16 protein-coding genes and 1 tRNA gene are annotated in these 22,564 nt (G+C 34.9%); 4 read left to right on the forward strand and 13 right to left on the reverse strand.

Annotation, left to right across the window (positions count from 1 at the left end; genetic code table 11):
- Nucleotides 1–13 precede the first annotated feature (13 nt).
- From BMY33_RS09855 to BMY33_RS09885, 7 genes are read right to left on the reverse strand one after another with little or no spacing between them, the layout of a single operon-like run.
- Nucleotides 14–1,090, reverse strand: a complete 1,077-nt coding sequence (locus BMY33_RS09855) for a cytochrome c oxidase subunit II (protein ID WP_091407925.1) — start codon at nt 1,088–1,090, stop codon at nt 14–16.
- Between the two features lie 33 nt (nt 1,091–1,123).
- Nucleotides 1,124–2,470: a quinol:cytochrome C oxidoreductase gene (locus BMY33_RS09860; protein ID WP_091407927.1), complete on the reverse strand. Its 1,347-nt coding sequence runs from the start codon at nt 2,468–2,470 to the stop codon at nt 1,124–1,126.
- Nucleotides 2,471–2,510: 40 nt separating this feature from the next.
- A complete protein-coding gene (locus BMY33_RS09865; protein WP_091407928.1) occupies nt 2,511–3,158 on the reverse strand; it encodes a c-type cytochrome in 648 nt (215 codons plus the stop codon).
- Between the two features lie 5 nt (nt 3,159–3,163).
- On the reverse strand, nt 3,164–3,703 hold the full coding sequence (locus BMY33_RS09870; protein ID WP_091407930.1) for a DUF3341 domain-containing protein: 540 nt from the start codon (nt 3,701–3,703) through the stop codon (nt 3,164–3,166).
- Between the two features lie 4 nt (nt 3,704–3,707).
- A complete protein-coding gene (gene nrfD / locus BMY33_RS09875) occupies nt 3,708–5,456 on the reverse strand; it encodes an NrfD/PsrC family molybdoenzyme membrane anchor subunit (protein ID WP_091407931.1) in 1,749 nt (582 codons plus the stop codon).
- Nucleotides 5,457–5,490: 34 nt separating this feature from the next.
- Entirely contained in the window at nt 5,491–8,604 is a 3,114-nt protein-coding gene (locus BMY33_RS09880; RefSeq protein ID WP_091407933.1) for a TAT-variant-translocated molybdopterin oxidoreductase, read from the reverse strand.
- 57 nt (nt 8,605–8,661) lie between these two features.
- Nucleotides 8,662–9,978 (reverse strand): c-type cytochrome, encoded by a 1,317-nt coding sequence (locus BMY33_RS09885; protein WP_091407935.1) that lies wholly within the window; start codon nt 9,976–9,978, stop codon nt 8,662–8,664.
- 223 nt (nt 9,979–10,201) lie between these two features.
- On the opposite strand from BMY33_RS09885, the gene BMY33_RS09890 reads away from it, so the two are divergent.
- Entirely contained in the window at nt 10,202–10,654 is a 453-nt protein-coding gene (locus BMY33_RS09890; RefSeq protein WP_091407937.1) for an SPOR domain-containing protein, read from the forward strand.
- 75 nt (nt 10,655–10,729) lie between these two features.
- On the opposite strand, the gene infB is transcribed toward BMY33_RS09890, so the two are convergent.
- The 3 genes from infB to rimP are packed head-to-tail and all read right to left on the reverse strand — an operon-like array spanning nt 10,730 to nt 15,295.
- Nucleotides 10,730–13,537, reverse strand: a complete 2,808-nt coding sequence (gene infB / locus BMY33_RS09895; RefSeq protein ID WP_091407938.1) for a translation initiation factor IF-2 — start codon at nt 13,535–13,537, stop codon at nt 10,730–10,732.
- A 45-nt stretch (nt 13,538–13,582) separates the two neighbouring features.
- A complete protein-coding gene (gene nusA, locus BMY33_RS09900) occupies nt 13,583–14,815 on the reverse strand; it encodes a transcription termination factor NusA (RefSeq protein WP_091407940.1) in 1,233 nt (410 codons plus the stop codon).
- Between the two features lie 12 nt (nt 14,816–14,827).
- Nucleotides 14,828–15,295, reverse strand: a complete 468-nt coding sequence (rimP, locus tag BMY33_RS09905; RefSeq protein ID WP_091407942.1) for a ribosome assembly cofactor RimP — start codon at nt 15,293–15,295, stop codon at nt 14,828–14,830.
- A gap of 273 nt (nt 15,296–15,568) precedes the next feature.
- On the opposite strand from rimP, the gene BMY33_RS09910 reads away from it, so the two are divergent.
- Nucleotides 15,569–16,402 carry a universal stress protein gene (locus BMY33_RS09910; protein WP_342028425.1) on the forward strand — a complete coding sequence of 278 codons (834 nt, stop codon included), beginning with the start codon at nt 15,569–15,571 and terminating at the stop codon, nt 16,400–16,402.
- A gap of 58 nt (nt 16,403–16,460) precedes the next feature.
- Here BMY33_RS09910 and BMY33_RS09915 read toward each other — a convergent pair.
- Nucleotides 16,461–16,533 (reverse strand) — tRNA-Gln (locus BMY33_RS09915).
- Nucleotides 16,534–16,749: 216 nt separating this feature from the next.
- On the opposite strand from BMY33_RS09915, the gene BMY33_RS09920 reads away from it, so the two are divergent.
- Both BMY33_RS09920 and BMY33_RS09925 read left to right on the forward strand, forming a co-directional pair.
- Nucleotides 16,750–20,052, forward strand: coding sequence for a glycosyltransferase family 117 protein (locus tag BMY33_RS09920; protein WP_091407944.1), 3,303 nt, complete (start codon nt 16,750–16,752; stop codon nt 20,050–20,052).
- Nucleotides 20,053–20,099: 47 nt separating this feature from the next.
- On the forward strand, nt 20,100–20,738 hold the full coding sequence (locus BMY33_RS09925) for a polysaccharide deacetylase family protein (RefSeq protein WP_091407945.1): 639 nt from the start codon (nt 20,100–20,102) through the stop codon (nt 20,736–20,738).
- Between the two features lie 25 nt (nt 20,739–20,763).
- Here the strand turns inward: BMY33_RS09925 and BMY33_RS09930 are convergent, their stop codons facing one another.
- Entirely contained in the window at nt 20,764–21,060 is a 297-nt protein-coding gene (locus BMY33_RS09930; protein WP_091407947.1) for a thioredoxin family protein, read from the reverse strand.
- Nucleotides 21,061–21,142: 82 nt separating this feature from the next.
- Nucleotides 21,143–22,381 carry a metallophosphoesterase gene (locus tag BMY33_RS09935; RefSeq protein WP_091408188.1) on the reverse strand — a complete coding sequence of 413 codons (1,239 nt, stop codon included), beginning with the start codon at nt 22,379–22,381 and terminating at the stop codon, nt 21,143–21,145.
- Between the last annotated feature and the right edge of the window lie 183 nt (nt 22,382–22,564).

Here is a 22,564-nt window from a genome sequence, read left to right on the forward strand (position 1 = left end):
CTTTTTCTTTCTCTTAATTACTTGCCTGAGCTGATAGTTGCTCTTTAAACGTTTGTTGCGTTTTTAACCAAGCATTATAATCTTCCTCTGACTCCACTATAATCTTCATTTGCATATTGTAGTGAGAAGCACCACAAATTTTATTACATAATAAATAATAGTCAAATTCATAAGTCTCCAAAGCCTCATCTCCTGCAGCAACTAATTGCTTACTCTTTTCTTTTCTAATTTTATTAATAGTGGCTACTTTTTCTACCATAAACTCACTATTACGCATCTCATCGGAAGTTAATATCGGTGTATAAGAAAATTCCGTAATCATACCGGGAACTACATTCATCTGTGCTCTAAAAAACGGCATGTAAGCTGAATGCAAAACATCTTGAGAACGCATCTTAAAAATCACCTTCCTATTCACTGGTAAATGTAATTCATTTACAATCTTATCATCCATACCATAAGAATCAGACCCATCCAATCCTAGTGTATTTACACCTTCTATAAAACGAACATTTGCTTTCCCTAATACATTATCTTCTCCAGAGTATCTTGCCCTCCAATCAAATTGGTATGCATATAATTCTATAATTAACGGATCACCCTCTTCCTCATCGATATTCATGATATCAGTCCAAGTGAACAATCCATATATAATCAATCCTGCCAAAACAATCACAGGAATAATAGTCCAAATAAACTCTAACTTATCATTATCCGCAAAGAATAATGCTTTGTTATTTTTATTACCTCTGTACTTATACGAAAAAAAGTGTAATAGTCCTTGAGTAATAAATTGAACAATAAAAATTAAGATCATTGATATAATCATCAATCTATCATACTCAATACCATGCTCCGCAGCTGATTCTGGAAGGAAAAATGTATGATATTGCACAAAGCAATATATAGTTAAAAGGTACATGAATATTACAAAAGCAAGCATTAACTTACCTTGTAAGTTATTATCCTTGTCGTTAGCAACTTGAGAATTATCCGCTCCTTTAACTTGAGACAATTTCAATATTTTTGACATCTGCCATAAGGAGATCCCTATAAGTGCTATAACTACTATGGTTAAGAATACAGTCATTTTTTATCTATCTTCTTTTTTACGATCTAATTTTTAATAATGAAAGTGTTTACTTTCTTCAATATAAGGGTTCCCTTTTGCTAATAATGGTGCTTTTGTAAGAGCCTTGAATACTACTAATAGGAACAACCCTAAAAATAACAACACAGCACTAATTTCTGAAATACCAATAAACCAAGACTCACCAACTGTAGCCGGCATTACCATATTAAATACATCTATATAATGTCCGCATAAAATAATAATACCTGCCATTACCACAAACCAATTGATGCGCTTGTAATCACTATTCATTAATACCAATAGTGGGAATATAAAATTCATAATTAACATTCCAAAGAAAGGTAAATTATAATCTTCAATACGTGTTATAAAATACGTCACCTCTTCAGGTATATTAGAATACCAAATCAACATAAACTGAGAGAACCAAAGGTACGTCCAGAATATACTAACACCGAACATAAATTTTGCTAAATCATGAATATGACTATTGTTTACAAATTCCATATATCCTTTAGACTTAAGATAAATAGTAATCAAAGCAATTGTAGTTATACCAGATACAAATAAACTTGCAAAAACATACCATCCAAACAATGTACTAAACCAGTGTGGATCAAAACTCATTATCCAATCCCAAGATGCCATAGACTCCGTATAAATAAAGAACACTAAAAAACCAGCAGATATTTTAAAACTCTTTTTATACCACTTATTACCAGTAGCATCCTCATCTTGTTTTCTAGAATATTTTATTGCAAAATGACGATATAACATCCAACCTCCTAAGAAAATGGCTGCTCTAAATATAAATCCAGTTCCATTTAACCATCCTACTTTACCTTGAATTAATTCATCATGAGCAACTACTTCTGGATCAGCCCAAACAAAAAGGTGATTTATATGAAAACCTGATAACGCTAAGATCACAAACAAAATAATTCCTCCAGGAACCAAATATGCCGTAATCGCCTCCATAACTCTAAAAAGTACAGGAGACCATCCTGCCTGTGCCGCAAATTGTATTGCATAAAATGCAAGAACACCTAAAGCGATCATGAAAAAGAAAAACGCGGCTACATATAATGCTGCCCAAGGTTTATTTTGTAATTGATGTAAGGTATGCTCATAATGTGCATCACCTGCATGTGCATCCGCTTTATCATGAGTTTCAGTACCATGCCCATCAGAAGCATGTGAATCAGTTGTTGCCTGCGTATCACCATGTCCACTTCCGTGCGCATCGTGTGCTGCCATCATTTCTTTTACCTCTTCGATAGTATTAGGAGCAGAAAGGAAACCATAAGTTAACCCTATTGCACCTATAACCACAAGAATGATAGAAAATAATCTTAATTTACTTGATAGCGTATACATATTTATATAATATCGTTATTCTTAACTTTTAACAAATGCACTAGTGTGCGTTATCGTGATTCTCTTCAGTTGCGCTGTGTGCAGTCTCTTCTACTTTTACAGAAACCACATCTGTATCAATACGCGTAGGCTTACCTTCAAGATCTGCCTTTAACTTTTGTACATATTGCACAATCTGCCAGCGTTCGTTCTCATTCGTTTGAGAAGCATATGATCCCATAGAGTTTATACCGTAATACATTACGTGATAAATACTACCTTCAGTAATTGCTCTACCCACGTCGTCATAACTAGGAACTCCAAGAATTTTTTCTCTCTTTACTAAAGTACCCTTACCATCTCCCTTTTCTCCATGGCAAATAGCACAATAAATATCATATAATGCTTTACCATTCTCTTCGTTTGATTTAGTATAGCGAATAGGATTCCTTAATGAGTCCTTAGCCATATGGTAACCTTCTGGAGCATTCTTATAATCATAAGGCATCCAACCTCTTGGAACAGAACCTTCTGCAGGCAACATAGCTTCTTGACCTCCTGGAAAAACCCCATACTGGCCATAAGTTTCGTAACCCACTGGTTCATACATATTAGGCATATATTGATAATTAGGCTTTGAATCTTTTTTACAAGAAACAATACTAATCATCATTATTGCTACTACTATTATATTTAAACTATTCTTCATTATTACTAATGGTTATCTTCTTGCTTATCTATTACTTTAATCTCTACAGCTCCTGTATTGCTTAAGAAACTTGTCATTTCATCAACATCTTTATGACTAGCATCTATTTCCATTAAGAAGTGATCATCTGTAGTTCTTACATCTGGATTTTCAGCTTCTTTAAATGGCCATAATTTACTTCTCATATAAAAAGTTATAACCATTAAATGTGCTGCAAAGAACACCGTTAGTTCGAACATAATTGGAACAAATGCAGGCATGTTTTCGATATAGCTAAAACTTGGTTTACCACCAATATTTTGAGGCCAATCTTCAATCATAATGAAATTCATCATAGTAATTGCTACTGTAAGACCAACACATCCATACATAAATGATGTTATCGCTAACCTTGTAGGAGCTAATCCCATTGCTTTATCAAGACCGTGAACAGGAAAAGGTGTATAAATCTCTTCAATATGATAATGCTCTCCACGAACCTGCTTCACAGCGTCCATCAGGACATCATCATCTGTATATAATGCATGTATAACTTTAGATGCCATACTTCTAGTTGTTTTTTAATTTTTCAGCTTGTCCAGCCCAATCATCGCGTTGTGCTCTTCCTGGGAAAGACCCTGTGATACTATCTAATAAATTGTACTCTATTTCGGTCATCTTACTTACTTGATCGAAAGTATAAATCCCTATTTCATTCAATTTTTTCTCCATTACTGGTCCGATACCATTCACCTTCTTAAGATCATCCGCAGTTTGTGTAGCTGCATCAAACGTCCCTAAGTTTCCTAATAAATTATTGATATCATCTTGACTAGCTTCCTCTACATCCTTTACTTCTTCAGATGTATTTTCAGTTACCACTTCTTCTGATGTAATCTTAGTAGTTACTTTAGGCAATTCATCTCTATGATCTATACCTGCCTCTCTAAGCTTTTTATATTTTTCTCCAGAAGATTTTAATATTGTTTTCACTTCCGCTTGTGCTATAACAGGGAACGTACGCGCATACAACAAAAATAACACAAAGAAGAATCCAATTGTTCCTATAAATATTCCGATATCTACAAAAGTAGGTGAGAACATCGTCCAAGATGATGGTAAATAATCTCTATGAAGCGAAGTAACAATAATTACAAAACGTTCAAACCACATTCCTATATTTACTACGATAGATATAATGAATGAAAACATTATACTTCTTCTTAGTTTCGGGAACCACATAAACTGTGGAGAGAACACATTACAGGACATCATTGCCCAATAAGCCCACCAATAAGGTCCAGTTGCCCTATTTAAGAAAGCATATTGTTCATACTCTACTCCAGAGTACCAAGCTACAAACAGTTCGGTTATATATGCAACACCAACTATAGAACCTGTAATCATTATTACAATGTTCATTAATTCGATATGCTGTATTGTAATATAATTTTCTAAGTTAGACACCTTTCTCATTATAATAAGTAAGGTATTTACCATTGCGAATCCAGAAAAAATCGCACCTGCTACAAAATAAGGAGGGAATATCGTAGTATGCCATCCAGGAATAACCGAGGTTGCGAAGTCAAACGATACAATGGTATGTACCGAAAGTACTAATGGTGTTGCTAAACCTGCAAGAACCAAAGAAACTTCTTCAAAACGTTGCCAATCTTTTGCTCTACCACTCCATCCAAAAGATAGAATACCGTATATTTTTTTATTGAAAGGCGTAATCGCTCTATCCCTTATCATTGCAAAATCAGGCAACAATCCAGTCCACCAGAATACTAAAGAAACTGAGAGATACGTAGAGATCGCAAATACATCCCAAAGTAGTGGTGAGTTAAAGTTTACCCATAGTGACCCAAACTGATTTGGAATAGGTAGTACCCAATATGCTAGCCAAGGACGACCCATGTGAATAATAGGGAATAATCCTGCCTGAATAACCGAAAATATGGTCATCGCTTCTGCAGATCTGTTAATCGCCATTCTCCATTTCTGACGGAATAACAATAATACAGCAGAAATTAATGTTCCGGCGTGACCAATACCTACCCACCATACGAAGTTGGTAATATCCCAGGCCCATCCTACTGTTTTATTAAGTCCCCAGGTACCAATACCTGTGGAAATTGTATAAATTATACAACCTATTCCCCAAAGGAAAGCAATAAGCGCGATAGAAAAGACAATCCACCAAGATTTATTTGCTTTTCCTTCAACTGGTGCAGCCACATCCACAGTTACATCGTGGTAGGTTTTATCGCCAGTTACTAAAGGTTTTCTTATAGGTGCTTCGTAATGAGACATAATCCTTTATAATTGAATTGATTCTTTATTTAGTTAATTAGGCTTCCGTAGTATTTCTTACTTTCGTTTGATACATAACATTTGGTTTAGTACCTACGTGTTCAAGTAAATGATACATACGATTATCCTCTGTTAATTTAGCTACTTTACTACCCTTATCATTTATATCACCAAATGTCATTGCTCCAGAAGAACAAGCAGCTGAACAAGCAGTTTTAAATTCTCCATCTTTGATAGCTCTACCATCTCTTTTAGCGTCCAAAATGGTTTTTTGCGTCATTTGGATACACATAGAGCATTTTTCCATAACCCCTCTTGAACGAACAGTAACATCTGGATTCAATACCATACGACCTAAGTCATTGTTCATATGATAATCAAATTCATCATTTTCGTTATATAAGAACCAGTTAAATCTACGTACTTTATAAGGACAGTTATTTGCACAATATCTTGTACCTACACAACGGTTATAAGCCATATGATTCTGACCTTGTCTACCGTGTGATGTTGCCGCTACAGGACAAACAGTTTCACAAGGTGCATGATTACAATGCTGACACATTACTGGTTGGAATGCAACTTCTGGATTATCAGAAGGAACTTCCATTTCGCCGAATTCCGATAGAGAACTACCTAGACCAGAAATAGCATCTTTCTTTTTATTATCTCCATCAAAACTTTCTTCTGAAGAATAATAACGATCAATACGCAACCAATGCATATCACGAGATCTTCTAATTTCAGACTTACCAACAACAGGAACATTGTTCTCTGCGTGACAAGCAATAACACAAGCTCCACATCCTGTACAAGCATTTAAATCGATAGAAAGATTAAAATGATGTCCTACAGAACGATCAAACTCATCCCAAAGATCAACCTCTGGCGAAGTAACATCAAACTCTATATGATCCTTACTTACTTGAGGCATTTTATTCCAATCTTTCGGATTGCCTGTATTAAATATTTCAAGAGTCGTTTCTTTAATAATATCTCCACGACCCATCAATGTATTATGTAATTGCACACAAGCAAATTCATGTGTGCCTTCAGCTGCTGCAATAGAAACAGATTGAACCGCATTTTGATTCTGATATAAAGCAAATGCATTGATACCTACTTGCATTTCTTCTTTTACACCAACTTTCTTACCATACCCTAAAGCTAAACCTACAGTTCCTTGTGCTTGACCAGGTTGTATAATAACAGGCGCCGTCACATTAACTCCATTTACCGTTACAGTAGCATAACTACCATCCAAAGCACCATTGGCAACATTTTCATTTATCAGGCTGTTCGCTTCAGCATCTGCTCTAGAAATTGTAAGATAATTATCCCACGAAGCTCTAGTTATTGGATCAGGCATCTCTTGTAACCAAGGGTTATTAGCCTGCTGTCCATCACCTAAAGCAGTTTTTGTATATAAAGTAAGTTCTAATCCATTTGATTTTGCCGTAGATAACCTCCTAGCCGCGGCACCAACATTAGGCCCAGCAGGTACTGCCTCTACAACTTCTGCATCACCCTCTGGGGTAGCTATAGCTGTTTCTAAAGACTCCTTAGCAAGTACTGGCTTCACCAATACTCCATCGTGTAATGCCTGATTCCAAGAGGTACCTCCCAGAACACCTGTCCAAGCGTCTTTAATATAATCGTTATAAGCAGCAGTATTACCTGTCCACTTTAATAATGTTTCTTGAAATTGTCTTGTATCAAACAAAGGACGAATAGTAGGCTGCATTAAACTATAACTACCTTTCTTTAACTCTACATCTCCCCATGATTCTAAATAATGAGGTGTAGTAGCAATATAAGTACACTCAGATGCGGTAGCATCATTATGCATACTAAATGCCACAGAAACATCTACTTTCTTAAGACCTTCCTTAAATTCATTTGCATTCGGAAGAGAATATGCTGGATTAACACCTGCTATTAAAAGCGCTCCAACGCGTCCAGCATTCATATCTTTCACCAACTGAGCAACCGCCTTAGCATTACCTTGACGAATTTTTCTTGGCGTAGCTTCATTAAATGCTTTACTACTAATATATTTATTAATCGCTAAAACTAACAATTGAGCATCGACATCTTGAATTCCAGAAACTACAACTGCGTTGCTTCCTGCTTTCTGTATCTGCTTAGCTGCTTTAACAACCTCTGCATCTAATCCTGCATCCAAAGCTCCTTTAGAACCAGCACCAGTAACATACTTATACAAAGCTGCTAACACCTGCTTTTGCTGAGTTGGCGTTGCTTTTACTCTTTTATCTGCATTCGCTCCGGAAAGCGACATATTTGCCTCAAAATGAATATGTCTTGACATTTTTCCATTTTTAGGAACACGTCCTTGTGCATACCCACTATCATAACCACCTCCTTGCCAATCTCCTAAGAAATCTGCTGCAACACTAACTATTGTATTTACCTTAGAAAAATCATAATCACCTAACGCTCTTTCACCATACATCATCTCATAAGCATCTAATGCCTCGCTATAAGATATTGCATCATATACAACTTGAGAAACGTTTGAATATTTTGCTTTAAATTCTGAGATCAATTTAGATGTAGAAGGACTTGCAAAAGTTTGAGTCAACAATACAATTTGTTTTCCTCCTAAACTTTTTAGTTTTGCTCCTACTTCTTTATCCAGATCATCCCAACTAATATCTTCATCACCTCTTCTAGGACCTTGCAAACGAGTATTATCATATAAGGACAATACTGAAGCATGTACCCTTGCGTTTGCATCTCCATTAGAAGTAGCAAGATTATTATTTTCTACTTTGATCGGACGACCTTCTCTTGTTTTAATTAAAACACTTGCAAAATCAAAACCATCAGCAATAGTAGTTGCATAATAATTAGCAACACCAGGAACAATTCTTTCCGGCTGAACTACATAAGGTATTGATTTAATTACTGGTCCTTCACAAGCTGCCAAAGATGCAGCTGCTGTACTAAAACCTACATATTTAAGAAAGTCACGACGAGAAGTCGAAGAACTTTCTAGAGATTCTTTATCTCCTAAAAACTCATCCGTAGGAATCTCCTGAACGAATTCATTTTGTTGTAGCGTCTCAACAATAGAGCTATTTTCGTTCAGCTCTTCAACACTTTTCCAGTATTTCTTGTTTGATGACATATATAATTGATATTAGCTTCTTACTTATTTTTTCGCTTAAACGAACAAATCATTTTATTAATAGTGACACTTACCACATTCCAGACCACCCATCTGAGCAGCTGTTAGCTTATCCACACCATACTTCTTAGACAATTCTTTATGTATCTTATCGTAATACTCATTGCCTTCCATCTTCACATTTGTCTCTCTATGGCAATTAATACACCAACCCATTGTTAATGGAGCATGTTGATACATAATTTCCATTTCTTCTACGGGACCATGACATTTCTGACATTCTATACCAGCCACACTTACGTGCTGAGAGTGATTAAAATATGCGAAATCTGGAAGATTGTGAATACGCACCCATTTCACTGGCTCAGTTTCACCGGTATAAGATTGCGAGTTTTCATCCCAACCTACAGCTTTGTATAGCTTCTTGATTTCTCCATCATAGAACTCTTTTGAATAATCAGCAGTTGCAGTTCCTTCCGCAACTTCACTAATTGACTTATGACAGTTCATACACACATTAAGAGAAGGAATTCCCGAATGCTTAGAAACTCTAGCAGAAGAGTGACAATACTTACACTCTATCTTATTATCTCCAGCGTGAATTTTATGAGAATAATGTATTGGTTGAATCGGCATATATCCTTGATCAACTCCTACTTGCATAAAGTAACCATATACAAAGTACCCACTAGCTAGCAATACAAATATCGCTGACACCAATACTAAAAATTGGTTTTGCACAAACGCTTTCCATATTGGAGTTCTTGCTTCCGCTTCTGACAACTCTACACCATTTGCCTCTGCAAAACTTCTAAGTGTTTTATTAACCAAAAACAACACTACCACTAACATCAGAAACACTAATGCCAAAGCAGCTAATACAAGATTAGAAGACACTCCAGAATCAGAACCGCCTTTACTACCAACGTCTTCTGTTACAACCTTAGGCTCCGCTTTAGGAACCATAACATACGCCAATATATTATCTATATCAACATTAGTCAATTGAGGAAATGCATTCATTGGAGTCTTATTATACTCCTCCCAAATTGCAACGGCTGCTGCATCACCTGAAGCAATCATTGCCGCGCTATTCTTAACCCAAGAGTACAACCACTCTCTATCGTGTTTCTCTGTTACTCCAAAAAGCGCAGGGCCTGTCATTTTCTTATAACGTTTGTGACAAGCTGCACATAACGATTTAAATAACGCTTCTCCTTTTGCTACATCTCCACCTGCAGCTGTTTCTACAGCAGCAGCTTCTGTTGATACAGCTTCTTCCTGAGCAAAAACTGGATTCAATAAAGAGAATAAAAAAACAGTTCCTAAGAGTAGGAGTTTTGAGGCTGAATTTCGGTATTTCACCTGTTTCATATTATTAAGTAGAATTATCGTCTAAATTTTGGTATGGTTTTTTCATTATTCGTAAAAAATGAGACAAAAACCACGTCCATTTAATTCGACAGCAAAAGTACTATAATAAGTCGATTTTAGAAATGTTAGCGAAGTGTTAAGTGGTAATTTATAATAATTCTAAATAATATTTTTAAAGGATTTTGAGTTATTAAACTTTACCTTTGTATCAAATCTATTTGTAATGAGAATTTTAAACAAAAAAAACAACCTTTTATTATTAGGTTTTTGTTTCACAGGAATCACCTATATAAGTGCACAAGACTCAACTAATTTAGACAATCCAACAGTTTTTACCACTGTAGAAATGACTCCACCAGTCGAACCGACCATTACTATCAACCAAGATCCAAGAATTAATCAATTACTGGATATCAAAACAAAAATGGATAAAGACGGTGTTCTTAGCGAAAATTATAGAATTCAATTATACACAGGAGATCTAAACAAAGCAAACACCATTAGAAACAATGCCGAAAAAACTTTTCCGCAATGGAGAGCTGATATTGTTTACGAAACTCCTAATCATAAAGTATGGATAGGAAATTACCGAAGTAAATTAGAAACAGATCGTGCTTTAAAAGAAATCAGAAAAGAATTCCCTAATGCATTTCCTTTTAAGCCAGAAAAAAAATAAATACCATTACTTTTCAAAAACAAAAAGCCCGATCATTTATGATCGGGCTTTTTAATTATAACCTCTATAATAGCTTTATAATTTTTTCTTCACAGCCACTTCCTGGAATGATTCAATTACATCACCTATTTTAATATCATTGTAATTTTTAACCTGCAATCCACAATCATACCCTTTAGAAACCTCTTTTGCATCATCTTTAAATCTTTTCAGAGAAGCTAGCTCACCAGTATAAACAACCACACCTTCACGTATTAATCGAATTCCAGCGTTACGTATTATCTTACCAGTCTGAACCATACAACCTGCAATTGTTCCTACCTTAGATATCTTGAAAGTTTCTCTAATTTCAGCCGTTCCAGTAATCTCCTCTTTCATAACCGGAGAAAGCATACCTTCCATTGCATCCTTTAGATCATTAATTGCATCGTATATGATCGAATATGTTCTGATATCAATTTCTTCCTTATCAGCAACCTGACGAGCATTACCCGCAGGCCTCACATTAAACCCTATAATAATTGCGTCAGAAGCAGATGCTAATAACACATCACTTTCCGTTATCGCTCCTACTGCCTTGTGAATAATATTAACATGAATTTCCTCTGTCGACAACTTCTGGAACGAATCTGTTAATGCTTCCACAGAACCATCCACATCTCCTTTAAGAATAATATTCAATTCCTTAAAGTCTCCAAGTGCAATTCGACGTCCAATTTCATCCAGTGTAATATGTCTCTGTGTACGTACAGATTGTTCTCTATGCAACTGAGCTCTTTTCGAAGCTATATCTTTCGCCTCTCTTTCGTCTTCCAACACACTAAACTTATCACCAGCTTGAGGAGCACCATCTAGACCTAAAATAGATACAGGTGTAGAAGGGCCCGCTTTTTTAACGTTTTTACCACGTTCATCCTGCATAGCTTTAACCTTACCACTATTTTTACCAGCTAAGACATAATCTCCCACCTGAAGCGTACCAGTTTGCACTAAAATAGTCGACACATAACCTCTACCTTTATCTAAAAATGCTTCTACAACAGTTCCAGATGCTAATCTATCTGGATTCGCCTTAAGCTCTAATATTTCGGCTTCTAAAAGAACTTTTTCTAAAAGTTCCTTAACTCCTTGCCCTGTTTTAGCAGAAATATCGTGGGATTGAATTTTTCCTCCCCAATCTTCTACTAGTAAATTCATAGAAGCTAATTTTTCCTTAATCTTATCAGGATTAGCTTCTGGTCTATCTACTTTATTTATTGCAAAAACAATAGGAACACCAGCTGCCTGAGCATGGCTGATTGCTTCTTTTGTTTGTGGCATCACATCATCGTCTGCCGCTATCACAATAATCGCTAAATCTGTTACCTGAGCACCACGGGCACGCATTGCGGTAAACGCTTCGTGACCTGGCGTATCTAAGAAAGCAATTTTTTGACCATTATCTAACTGCACACCATAAGCACCAATATGCTGAGTAATACCCCCACTCTCACCTGCTATCACATTCTCTTCACGAATGTAATCTAACAAGGAAGTTTTACCATGATCTACATGTCCCATTACAGTAACAATTGGAGCTCTTAACACAAGATCTTCTGGAGCATCAACTATTTCTTCAATTGACTCTTCAATATCGGATGTTACAAAATCAACCTCATATCCAAATTCATCAGCAACAATAGATAGCGTTTCTGCATCCAAACGTTGATTCATTGTCACCATAATACCTAGTGACATACAAGCCGAAATTACTTGCGTAGTAGGCACATCCATCATCGTAGCTACTTCAGAAACAGTAACAAACTCAGTTACCTTAAGAACTTTACTTGCTTGTTCTTGCTGAGCCACATCATCTTCCGCTTTTTGACGGTGCTGATCACGCTTATCTCTTCGATATTTAGCTGCCTTAGATTTATTTGATTTCCCTTGAAGTTTCTCAAGAGTTTCTCTTACTTGTTTTTGTACTTCTTCTTCACTAGGCTCCTCCTTAACTACAGCAGGTCTTTTACCTTTTCCTGGACCACGATTTCCTGGGCCACGATTTCCTGGACCACGACCACGATTTCCACCTTGTCTATTACCAGGTCCTCCTGACTTAGCACCTCCATCTTTACTAATTCTTCTACGACGCTTTTTCGGATCGCTATCTGAAGATTTAGATTTATCTTCTTTCTTTTTTGGAGGTTTCTGAAACTTAGTTAAATCTATCTTTTGACCGGTAAAATTAGGTCCATCTAGCTTTTTATACTGAGTCTCCACCTTCACAGGGTCTCCTTGCGGCTCTGGCTCTTTCGGAGCAGAAGCCTCTTTTTTCGTAGGTTGCTCCACAGGCTTAGAAGCTTTCTTTTGCTCTAAATCTATCGCCGCAACTTTCGCTATTTTTATACCTTTCTTAGCAGGTCTATTAGAGACTACTTCAGGAGCTTTTTCTTTCTCCTTTTCTACCTCTTTCTCCTTTTCTTTTACCTCTTCCTTTTCAGGAGTTTCCGTTGCTGCTTTTTCTTCGGGCTTTTCAACAACTTCTTCTTTCTTATCTAATTCGATTTTACCTACTTGTTTAGGTCCAGATAATTGGGCTTTGGCTTTCACAACTTCACGAGCTTCAGCACGCTTGCGTCTCTCCTCTTGTTCCGTTTCAATTTGCACTCTTAGCGCTTCTTTCTCCTTTCTTTTTTCCTCACCCACCTCTTTAGAAGCTACCTTCTTACTCTTGTCTGTCTGGAACTCATCAAACAACAGCTGATAGATCTCCGTAGAAATCTTTGTGGTAGGACGCGAGTCTATCTCATGACCTTTTGAATTCAAAAAGTCAACAGCCCGATCTAACGAGATATTGAATTCGCGTAATACCTTATTTAATCTCATTGTTTTTGCTTCAGCCATAAATGCCTTATTATTTTATGCTCAAATATAAATTAATTGAAGTTATTAATCTTCAAATTCTGATTTTAATATTCTAATAACTTCACTAACAGTCTCTTCTTCAAGATCTGTTCTTTTTACTAAGTCCTTAATATCTTGTTCTAAAATACTCTTAGCTGTATCTAGCCCAATTTTAGCAAATTCTGCTATAATCCAAGAGTCGATTTCATCAGAAAACTCTGACAATTCAACATCTTCTTCTACTCCTTCTCTAAACACGTCAATCTCGTAACCAGTTAATTGACCTGCCAATCTAATATTGTGACCTCCACGACCAATCGCTTTAGAAACTTCTTCTGGTTTTAACATAACCTCTGCACGACTACCTTCTTCGTTAAGCTTTATAGATGTTACCCTAGCCGGACTTAACGCTCTAGTAATAAACAACTGAAGGTTATTCGTATAATTAATCACATCAATATTTTCATTCCCCAACTCTCTCACGATACCATGAATACGAGAACCTTTCATACCAACACAAGCTCCAACTGGATCAATTCTATCATCATAAGAATCTACAGCAACTTTCGCCTTCTCTCCCGGTATTCTTACCACTTTCTTAACAGTAATTAAACCATCAAAAACTTCCGGAATTTCCGACTCAAACAATTTCTCCAAGAATAACGGAGATGTTCTAGACATAATAATTGCAGGCTTGTTCCCCTTTAATTCTACAGACTCTATTACTCCTCTTACGTTTTCTCCTTTTCTAAAAAAGTCCGAAGGTATTTGTCTATCCTTTGGCAAAATTATCTCATTCCCCTCGTCATCTAATAAAATAATAGCTCTGTGACGAATATGATGTACTTCTGCCGTATATATCTCTCCTTCTAATTCTTTAAATTGCTTATATATATTAGTGTTATCGTGCTCATGAATTTTCGAAATTAAATTCTGACGCAAAGCCAAAATTGAACGTCTCCCTAAATCTATCAACTTTACTTCTTGGGAAACATCTTCTCCAATTTCAAAATCCGGTTCTATTTTTTGTGCTTCAGAAATTGATATTTCCTGATTCCCATCTTCAACCTCACCATCTGCAACAACCACACGATTTCTCCAAATCTCTAAATCCCCTTTATCAGGGTTTATAATGATATCGAAATTATCATCACTACCAAATTTCTTTTTTAATGCATTTCTAAATACATCTTCTAAGATCGCCATTAGCGTAACACGATCGATTAACTTATCATCCTTAAATTCTGAAAATGACTCTATTAATGCGATATTTTCCATATCAATTTATAATTAAAATGTTATCATAACTTTAGCTTCCTTTATTTCCTCGTAAGAAAGAGAAGCTTCCTTTGTTACTGTTATTTTTCCTTTTCCTATCGGCTTAGGCTCTCTTGCCTTCCAAACCAAATCTATACTATCATCCGACACAGAAACCAACTCTCCTTCTATAGTATCACCACCTTCGGTTTTAACCTTTAGTTTTCTACCTATATTGTTTTTATATTGACGTCGATGCACTAATCCCTCAGAGATACCTGCAGACATCACTTGCAAAGAAAAATCTTCTTCTTCTCGGTCCAAATTATGCTCAATAGCTCTACTTACAGCAATACAATCCTCTACTGTCACACCTCCATCACCATCTACAATAATCTCTATTATATTTCCTGGGTGTATTTTTTGACTAATCAAGAAAAGAGCGGGCCTTTCTTCAAGGGCTTCCGTCAACAAACTCTGAACTTTATCTTTTAATAACATAGGCAGATAAAAAGAGGGGACTTTTCGTCCCCTCAATCTGGTTTTTTAATTTCAACGGTGCAAAGATAGTAATAATATCTTAGATTCAAAATCTACTTAAGAATGAATTTATTCGTAAATTTAAATGACTATTAGCACATTACCTTTTATTGATTATTTTGAGAATCATAATTAAAACACATTTTTAACCAAAGGTTAGTCCTATTAAAACCACTAACCCAAAACAAGTCCTAATTTAGATATTAATAAAACTTCTCTTAAACACACTTAACCATGATCAAAAAAATTCTAGTACCTACTGACTTTTCTTCACAAGCAGAAAGCGCTTTAAAAGTAGCTGCTCAAATAGCAAAAAAATACGACTGCCAAATTTATCTTCTTCATATTTTAGAAATGCCCGTGCATTTAGTTGACTTAATGTCGTCTGGAGCTTCTTCACAAGCTCCAGAAGCTATATTTTTCATGAAACAGACTCATAAAAAGTTTGAAGAAATTCTAGCAAGTGATTATTTAGAAGATCTAGAAGTCATTGAAACAGTAAGTTTCGAAGATATTCTTCATGGAATTATGGATTCCTGCAAGAAAAATGACATAGACATGATTATAATGGGATCTCATGGTTCATCTGGTTTTGAAGAATTATTTATAGGATCGAATGCCGAGAAGGTTGTTAGAACCTCTGAAAAACCAGTTCTTGTTATTAAAGAAGACTGTAACATATTTAACGTAAATGATCTTGTTTACGCTACGAATTTTGATGACGAAGACAAACCATCATTAATATCTGCACACGAGTTTGCTAAACAATTAGAAGCAAAACTTCATTTAGTTTGGATAAATACGGCAAATAGTTTTAAAACAACAAGAGAAACAGAAGAAAAAATGAATTTAATGATTGCCGATTTACCTATCAACAACTACACATTAAATATTTATAACGACGTTAATGTAGAAAAAGGAATTTTAAATTTTGCTAACTCAGTTAACGCTGGTCTCATTGGAATCAGCACGCATGGAAGAAAGGGATTATCCCATTTTATCAACGGAAGTCTTGGGGAAGATGTAGTAAATCATGCAAAAAGACCTGTGTTAACCTTTAAGATTTAATACAATCGAACAACATCCAAATAAAAAAAGGAGCAACTTAAATGTTACTCCTTTTTTGTTGGCCCACTAGGGCTCGAACCTAGACTCTTCTGTACCAAAAACAGACGTGTTGCCAGTTACACCATGGGCCAATTCCGTAATGCGGATGCAAATTTAAAATTTTCTTTTAAGTATCCAAACATTTTTTTGAAAAAAATATCATATTAATTTTTAAAATTAATAATCGGCATAATTTTAAATACATATTCACCAATAATATAAACTTCTGTTAAGCGTTTGCTAAAAAAAACAATAGAGAAGTATTTTTATTACTAAATTCGCCACACGTTATATAACAGTTATATCTTATGAGCACATTCAACTTTAAAAAGTGGAATAAAATATTAGGATGGGTAGTTTTTGGAATCGCCCTTTGTGTCTACTCCTTAACCGTTGAGCCAACGGCTAGTTTTTGGGACGCTGGTGAGTATATCGCTACATCATCTAAATTACAAGTTGGACACCCACCAGGAGCACCTCTATTTCAAATGATAGGTGCTTTCGCATCCACATTTGTATCAGACCCAACCCAAATTGCTCTCGCTGTTAACATGACTTCAGCTTTCGCTAGTGCTTTTGCTATTCTTTTTATGTTTTGGTCAATCACTATTCTTGTTAAAAAATTAATTACAAGAGATGAGAAATTCACAGATGGTAAGGCTCTAGCAACCTTAGGAAGCGGATTAGTCGGATCATTAGCATTTGCTTTTACTGATAGTTTTTGGTTCAATGCAGTAGAAGCGGAAGTTTACGCAATGGCTACTTGCATTTTATCTGTACTATTTTACCTAGGACTACTATGGGAAAGAGACATGCATAAATCAAGAGGTAATCGTTGGTTAATTCTAATTGCTTTTGTTGCTGGACTTTCTTTTGGAGTTCACTTTATGGGGCTACTTTCTATACCTGCTATCGGATTACTATATTATTTTAAAAATTACAAGGTTACTGTAAAGAACTTTATTATTGCTAACATCGTAGTTGTTGCAATACTTTTATTTATTTTTAAACTTCTCCTGCCTTCTACTTTAAAATTATTTGGATGGTTTGAAGTTACTTTTGTGAATAGTTTTGGAATGCCTTTTAATTCCGGAACTATCTTTTTAGGACTCATTATAGCTACTGCGTTTTATTTCATTCTTAAATACACTCGAAAAAAGGGGTTCCCTTTGATAAACTCTGCGGTATTGTGCGTATTATTTATATTCATTGGATTCTCTTCCTGGGTTATGCTTCCTATAAGAGCAAATGCTGGTACTGTAATTAACGAAAATAATCCAAACAACGCTAGGGAATTACTAGCCTATTACAATCTAGAACAATACCCGGAAACTCATCTATTTTATGGTCCACAGTTTACCGAAATATATGCTGGGCTTGACGAAGACGAACCATATGAAGATGATAAACCTAAATATGAAAAAAATCTAAAAACCGGAAAATACGATATTGTAAATGACTGGAAAAATGCAAGACAAAACATTGACGATGATCACAAAGCATTTTTACCAAGAATGTGGAGTACTGAGCATATTTCTAATTACATGGACTTCACCGGACCTATTAGATTTACAATAAAACCGGAATACCAAGACGAATCAGAATTACTAGAAGCTGTCACACAGTTCCGAAGAGAATATGCTGTCGGCAAATTAGATAATGATGACTATAATAAATTCTTACGCTCTTTTGGTGATTATTTAAATGTTGAAAAACCATCCTTTGCGTCTAACGTACTTTATCTTATAGAATATCAAATAGGATATATGTATTGGAGGTATTTTATGTGGAATTTTGTTGGTAGACAAGATGATAATCAAGGGAAATACAATAACCTTGAAGGAAATTGGCTAAGTGGTATTAAATTTATTGATGAAATGCATTTAGGGTCCCAAGATAATTTACCTAACGATGTATTAAAAAATAAAGCTCGTAATACATATTATTTTTTACCTTTATTACTTGGACTTATTGGATTTGTATTCCAATTACAAAAAGACAAGAAGAATTTCTGGGTATTATTAGCGTTTTTCTTATTCACGGGATTAGCTCTAAAAATATATCTTAACGAAAGACCTTTCGAACCTCGAGAAAGAGATTATGCATTAGTTGGATCTTTTTATGTTTTTGCAATCTGGATAGGTTTTGGAGTATACGCCTTATTCGACCTTCTAAAAAACTCATTAAAACCAAAACTACTAGCTCCTATAATAACTGGTATATGCTTATTAGCAGTACCTGTCTTATTAGCCGCGCAAAATTGGGATGATCATGATCGCTCAAATAGATACACAGCTCAAGCAATGGCAAAAATGTACTTGCAGTCGTGTCAAAAAGATGCAATTCTTTTTACCATAGGAGACAATGACACTTTTGCGTTGTGGTATGCTCAAGATATAGAAGAATACAGAACCGATGTACGAACAGTAAATACAAGTTTATTTGCTACGGATTGGTACATTGATCAAATGAAAAAAGCAGCGTATGACGGTAAACCAATCCCTTCCCAGTTGACTCATGATTTCTATAGATTTGGAAACAATGATGCCATTTATTACAAACCAGTTACAAATGACACTATGCTCATCAAAAACTGGATGCGATGGATTGAGACAGATGACCCAAGAACTAAAGGTGATTTACAAAATGGAAAACAAGTAAATACTTTTCCTACTAAGCACATAAGAATCCCTGTAGACAAAGAAGCAGTTCTTAGAAATGGAATAGTATCTCAAAAAGATGCTGATCTTATCGTTCCTTATATAGACATACATCTAAAAGGCGACTTGCTATTTAAAAATAGATTATTAATGCTGGACATGATAGCCAATAACAATTGGGAAAGACCTGTTTACTTTACTGGTGGAAGTTTTGGAGATGATGATTACTTATGGATGAAAGACTATTTACAATTAGATGGTGTTACCTACAAATTAGTCCCTATAAGAACTCCAATAGACAAACGCAATCCTTATGATATGGGACGCATTGACACAGACCTAATGTATAACAATGTTACAAGTTGGGATTGGGGAAATAGCGAAAACCCTAACATTTATCATGATCCAGAAACTCGTAAAAATGCCATCACTTACAGAAGTAACTTAGCAAGATTAGTAGAAGCATTGATTAATGAAGGCAAAAAAGATAAAGCTAAAACAATCCTAGATCTTGGGATGGAGAAAATGCCAATAGAATACTATGAATATTATACCCTATTGGAACCATACGTAAGTGGATATTATGAAGTAGGAGAAAAAGAAAAAGCTCGTGATTTATGGAATAAAATTGCCAAAAAATATCAAGAACAGCTAACCTATTTTGGAAGCCTTACTTTGGAAAATCAATATGAATATGCTAGCGAAATAGTAAGCAACGTAGAACGTTACAGAAGTGTAGTAGATTTATTGATAATCAACCAAGATAAAGAGATGATCGAAGAGAAGGCCGAAGAATTCAATAGATATCTAAGGCTATTCACAAGACTCTATTCTGAAGATGAAGAATATGACAATGAAGATGTTTTGGAAGATCAAGAACAGGATTTACGAAAAGAACTTTTAGATAGCCAAAAACCACTTGACACTTTAGAAGATTTATCAAACTCATAACCTAATAACAGAGCCTTACAAAAATAAGGCTCTTTTTTTATATCAATTTGGATTTAATACCTAACAAGACACCGAATAGCATTAAGTTACTTTTCCCAAATTATACTTGGGATTTTTATGATAGAAAAGAAAAAAAGATCTACCTAACCTTTGATGATGGCCCTATACCTGAAGTTACAGATTTTGTACTAGATCAACTAAATCTTTATGATGCAAAAGCTACTTTTTTTTGTATTGGTGAAAACATTCAGAAAAATCCTGAAATTTTCAATAGAATTGTCCTAGAAGATCATAGTATTGGCAATCATACTATGAACCATCTAAAAGCTAGAAAAAACAGCCTTACCGAATATGTTGATAATGTTTTAAAATGTGAAAATGAAATTTTAGAACACACTAAAATTAATAATAAATTCTTTAGACCTCCATATGGACAATTAAGCAAACCTAAATTATCTGAATTAAGAAAATTAAAATATCAAATTATATTATGGGATGTCTTATCCAAAGACTGGGATAAAAGCACGTCACCTGAACAATGCACTGACATCGTAATTAATAATTCTAAAAAGGGAAGTATCATCGTTTTTCACGATAGTATTAAAGCATTTAGAAACTTAAAGATAGCTTTACCAAAAGTGTTAAAACATTTTTCCCAAAAAGGGTTTGTTTTTGAGAAAATATGATTTAAAACAACTTAAAAAAATTGTTTTAAACATATTCCTTCATAAGACCAATAAGAGTATTAGCATCTTGTTCTCCACTTTGTCTCCAAACCATTTCTCCTTCTTTATAAATCATTAAGGTAGGAAGACCTTTAATACGAAGTGCTGTAGCCAACTCTTCATTTTTATCCACATCTATCTTTATCACTTTAGCTTTATCTCCAAGAGCAGCTGCCACATCCCGCAACACAGGATGCATGGACACAGAAGGTTCATTCCATTCAGTATAAAAATCCAGCAAAACTGGAACTTCAATACCTATTAACTCTCCAAACTTTGACATGTTCTAAAAATTTTATCATCTAACTCTGCTATACTAACGAACAAAGTTGATATATAATTGTAAATATAACACTTTCTTCGAATTATGCGGGTTTAGAACCTTTTCTCAATTCTATTACAGTAATTTCTGGCCAAATACCAACTCTTCCAGGAAACGCATGAAAACCAAATCCTCTATTCACATTAAGATAACGACCCATTTCATTATACATACCAGCCCATTGCTTGTAGACATATTGAACTGGACTCCATTTCAAAAATCCAGGAATTTCTATTCCAAATTGAAACCCGTGAGTATGCCCACTAAGCGTTAAGTGGTAATGATCATCATGTTTTTTAACCTCATATTCCCAATGGGAAGGATCATGACTTAATAATATTTTAAAATCTTCTTTAACAACACCTTTTGAGGCTTTAGTCAAATCTCCAGCCTTTTTGAAATTATGACCCCAATTCTCTACTCCCACAATAGCTATACGTTCATTATCCTTTTCTATAAAAGCATTTTCATTAAGCAATAATCTAAAGTCAATTTTAGAATGCACCTCTTTTATAGCCTCAAAATTAGCTTCTTTTTCTTCTTCCGTATCCCAAGTAACGTATTCCCCATAATCATGATTACCTAATATAGAATACTTACCAAAGGAAGGTGTTTTTAGGCCTTTAAAAATTTCAATCCAATCATCCATTTCGCTCGCCATAGTATTTACAATATCCCCTGTAAAAACCAACAAATCTGTTTCTTGCTGATTAATTAAATCTACCGCATATTCTATCTTTTCTACCTCTTCAAAACTACCCGAGTGAATATCAGATATCTGAGTCAAGCGAAAACCATCAAAAGCATTTGGTAAGTCTTCATAATAAAGAACATGATTAATGACCTTAAAATTATATTTACCCCTAAATATACCATGTACTAATCCTGCAAACGGAATAGCAGCCACACCTAAAGCTAATTGGCTAATAAACTTTCTTCTATTTGGTAAATATTGCGTAGCATTCCCATCAAAAAAAGTATTGGTAAGATACGTATACCCCGCAACACAGATTCGTATAATATCTTCTCCAAACATAAACAACACTAAAATCAATTTAGGAACTAGCGTAACCAATAACAAGCCACTCGCTCTTAACGAATATTTTGAAGGACCTACACTTCTATCATAATTTGCAAAAACATAAATCACATACCCAATAACTAACAACGAAAAAATCAAATACAATACTTGAACCCATTGATTTTTTGAAATAGTTCGAATTACTTGAAAAGCATATAATTCTATTAAAACATAAAGCACTATAGGAATAATCCAACGCATATTAATTCTAAATTTTATTAATAAAACAAAACTATCCCACCTTTTGTCAACCATAAGTATATTTAAGTAAAAATTAACTGTTTACGATTGAACCATAACAAAACACCGTAATTACTAAGATACAAAGAGACTAAACACTATAAATCTTAGAATTTTCTTTCATATGTATAATTTTTATTCGTA

The sequence above is a fragment of the Aquimarina amphilecti genome, assembly GCF_900109375.1.
GTDB lineage: Bacteria > Bacteroidota > Bacteroidia > Flavobacteriales > Flavobacteriaceae > Aquimarina > Aquimarina amphilecti.

Excerpts from the sequence above, each read along its gene's own strand:
- BMY33_RS09855 (WP_091407925.1), bottom strand. The coding sequence starts at position 1,090 with ATGACTGTATTCTTAACCATAGTAGTTATAGCACTTATAGGGATCTCC.
- BMY33_RS09860 (WP_091407927.1), bottom strand. The coding sequence starts at position 2,470 with ATGTATACGCTATCAAGTAAATTAAGATTATTTTCTATCATTCTTGTG.
- BMY33_RS09865 (WP_091407928.1), bottom strand. The coding sequence starts at position 3,158 with ATGAAGAATAGTTTAAATATAATAGTAGTAGCAATAATGATGATTAGT.
- BMY33_RS09870 (WP_091407930.1), bottom strand. The coding sequence starts at position 3,703 with ATGGCATCTAAAGTTATACATGCATTATATACAGATGATGATGTCCTG.
- BMY33_RS09880 (WP_091407933.1), bottom strand. The coding sequence starts at position 8,604 with ATGTCATCAAACAAGAAATACTGGAAAAGTGTTGAAGAGCTGAACGAA.
- BMY33_RS09885 (WP_091407935.1), bottom strand. The coding sequence starts at position 9,978 with ATGAAACAGGTGAAATACCGAAATTCAGCCTCAAAACTCCTACTCTTA.
- BMY33_RS09890 (WP_091407937.1), top strand. The coding sequence starts at position 10,202 with ATGAGAATTTTAAACAAAAAAAACAACCTTTTATTATTAGGTTTTTGT.
- infB (WP_091407938.1), bottom strand. The coding sequence starts at position 13,537 with ATGGCTGAAGCAAAAACAATGAGATTAAATAAGGTATTACGCGAATTC.
- nusA (WP_091407940.1), bottom strand. The coding sequence starts at position 14,815 with ATGGAAAATATCGCATTAATAGAGTCATTTTCAGAATTTAAGGATGAT.
- rimP (WP_091407942.1), bottom strand. The coding sequence starts at position 15,295 with ATGTTATTAAAAGATAAAGTTCAGAGTTTGTTGACGGAAGCCCTTGAA.
- BMY33_RS09910 (WP_342028425.1), top strand. The coding sequence starts at position 15,569 with ATGATCAAAAAAATTCTAGTACCTACTGACTTTTCTTCACAAGCAGAA.
- BMY33_RS09920 (WP_091407944.1), top strand. The coding sequence starts at position 16,750 with ATGAGCACATTCAACTTTAAAAAGTGGAATAAAATATTAGGATGGGTA.
- BMY33_RS09930 (WP_091407947.1), bottom strand. The coding sequence starts at position 21,060 with ATGTCAAAGTTTGGAGAGTTAATAGGTATTGAAGTTCCAGTTTTGCTG.
- BMY33_RS09935 (WP_091408188.1), bottom strand. The coding sequence starts at position 22,381 with ATGCGTTGGATTATTCCTATAGTGCTTTATGTTTTAATAGAATTATAT.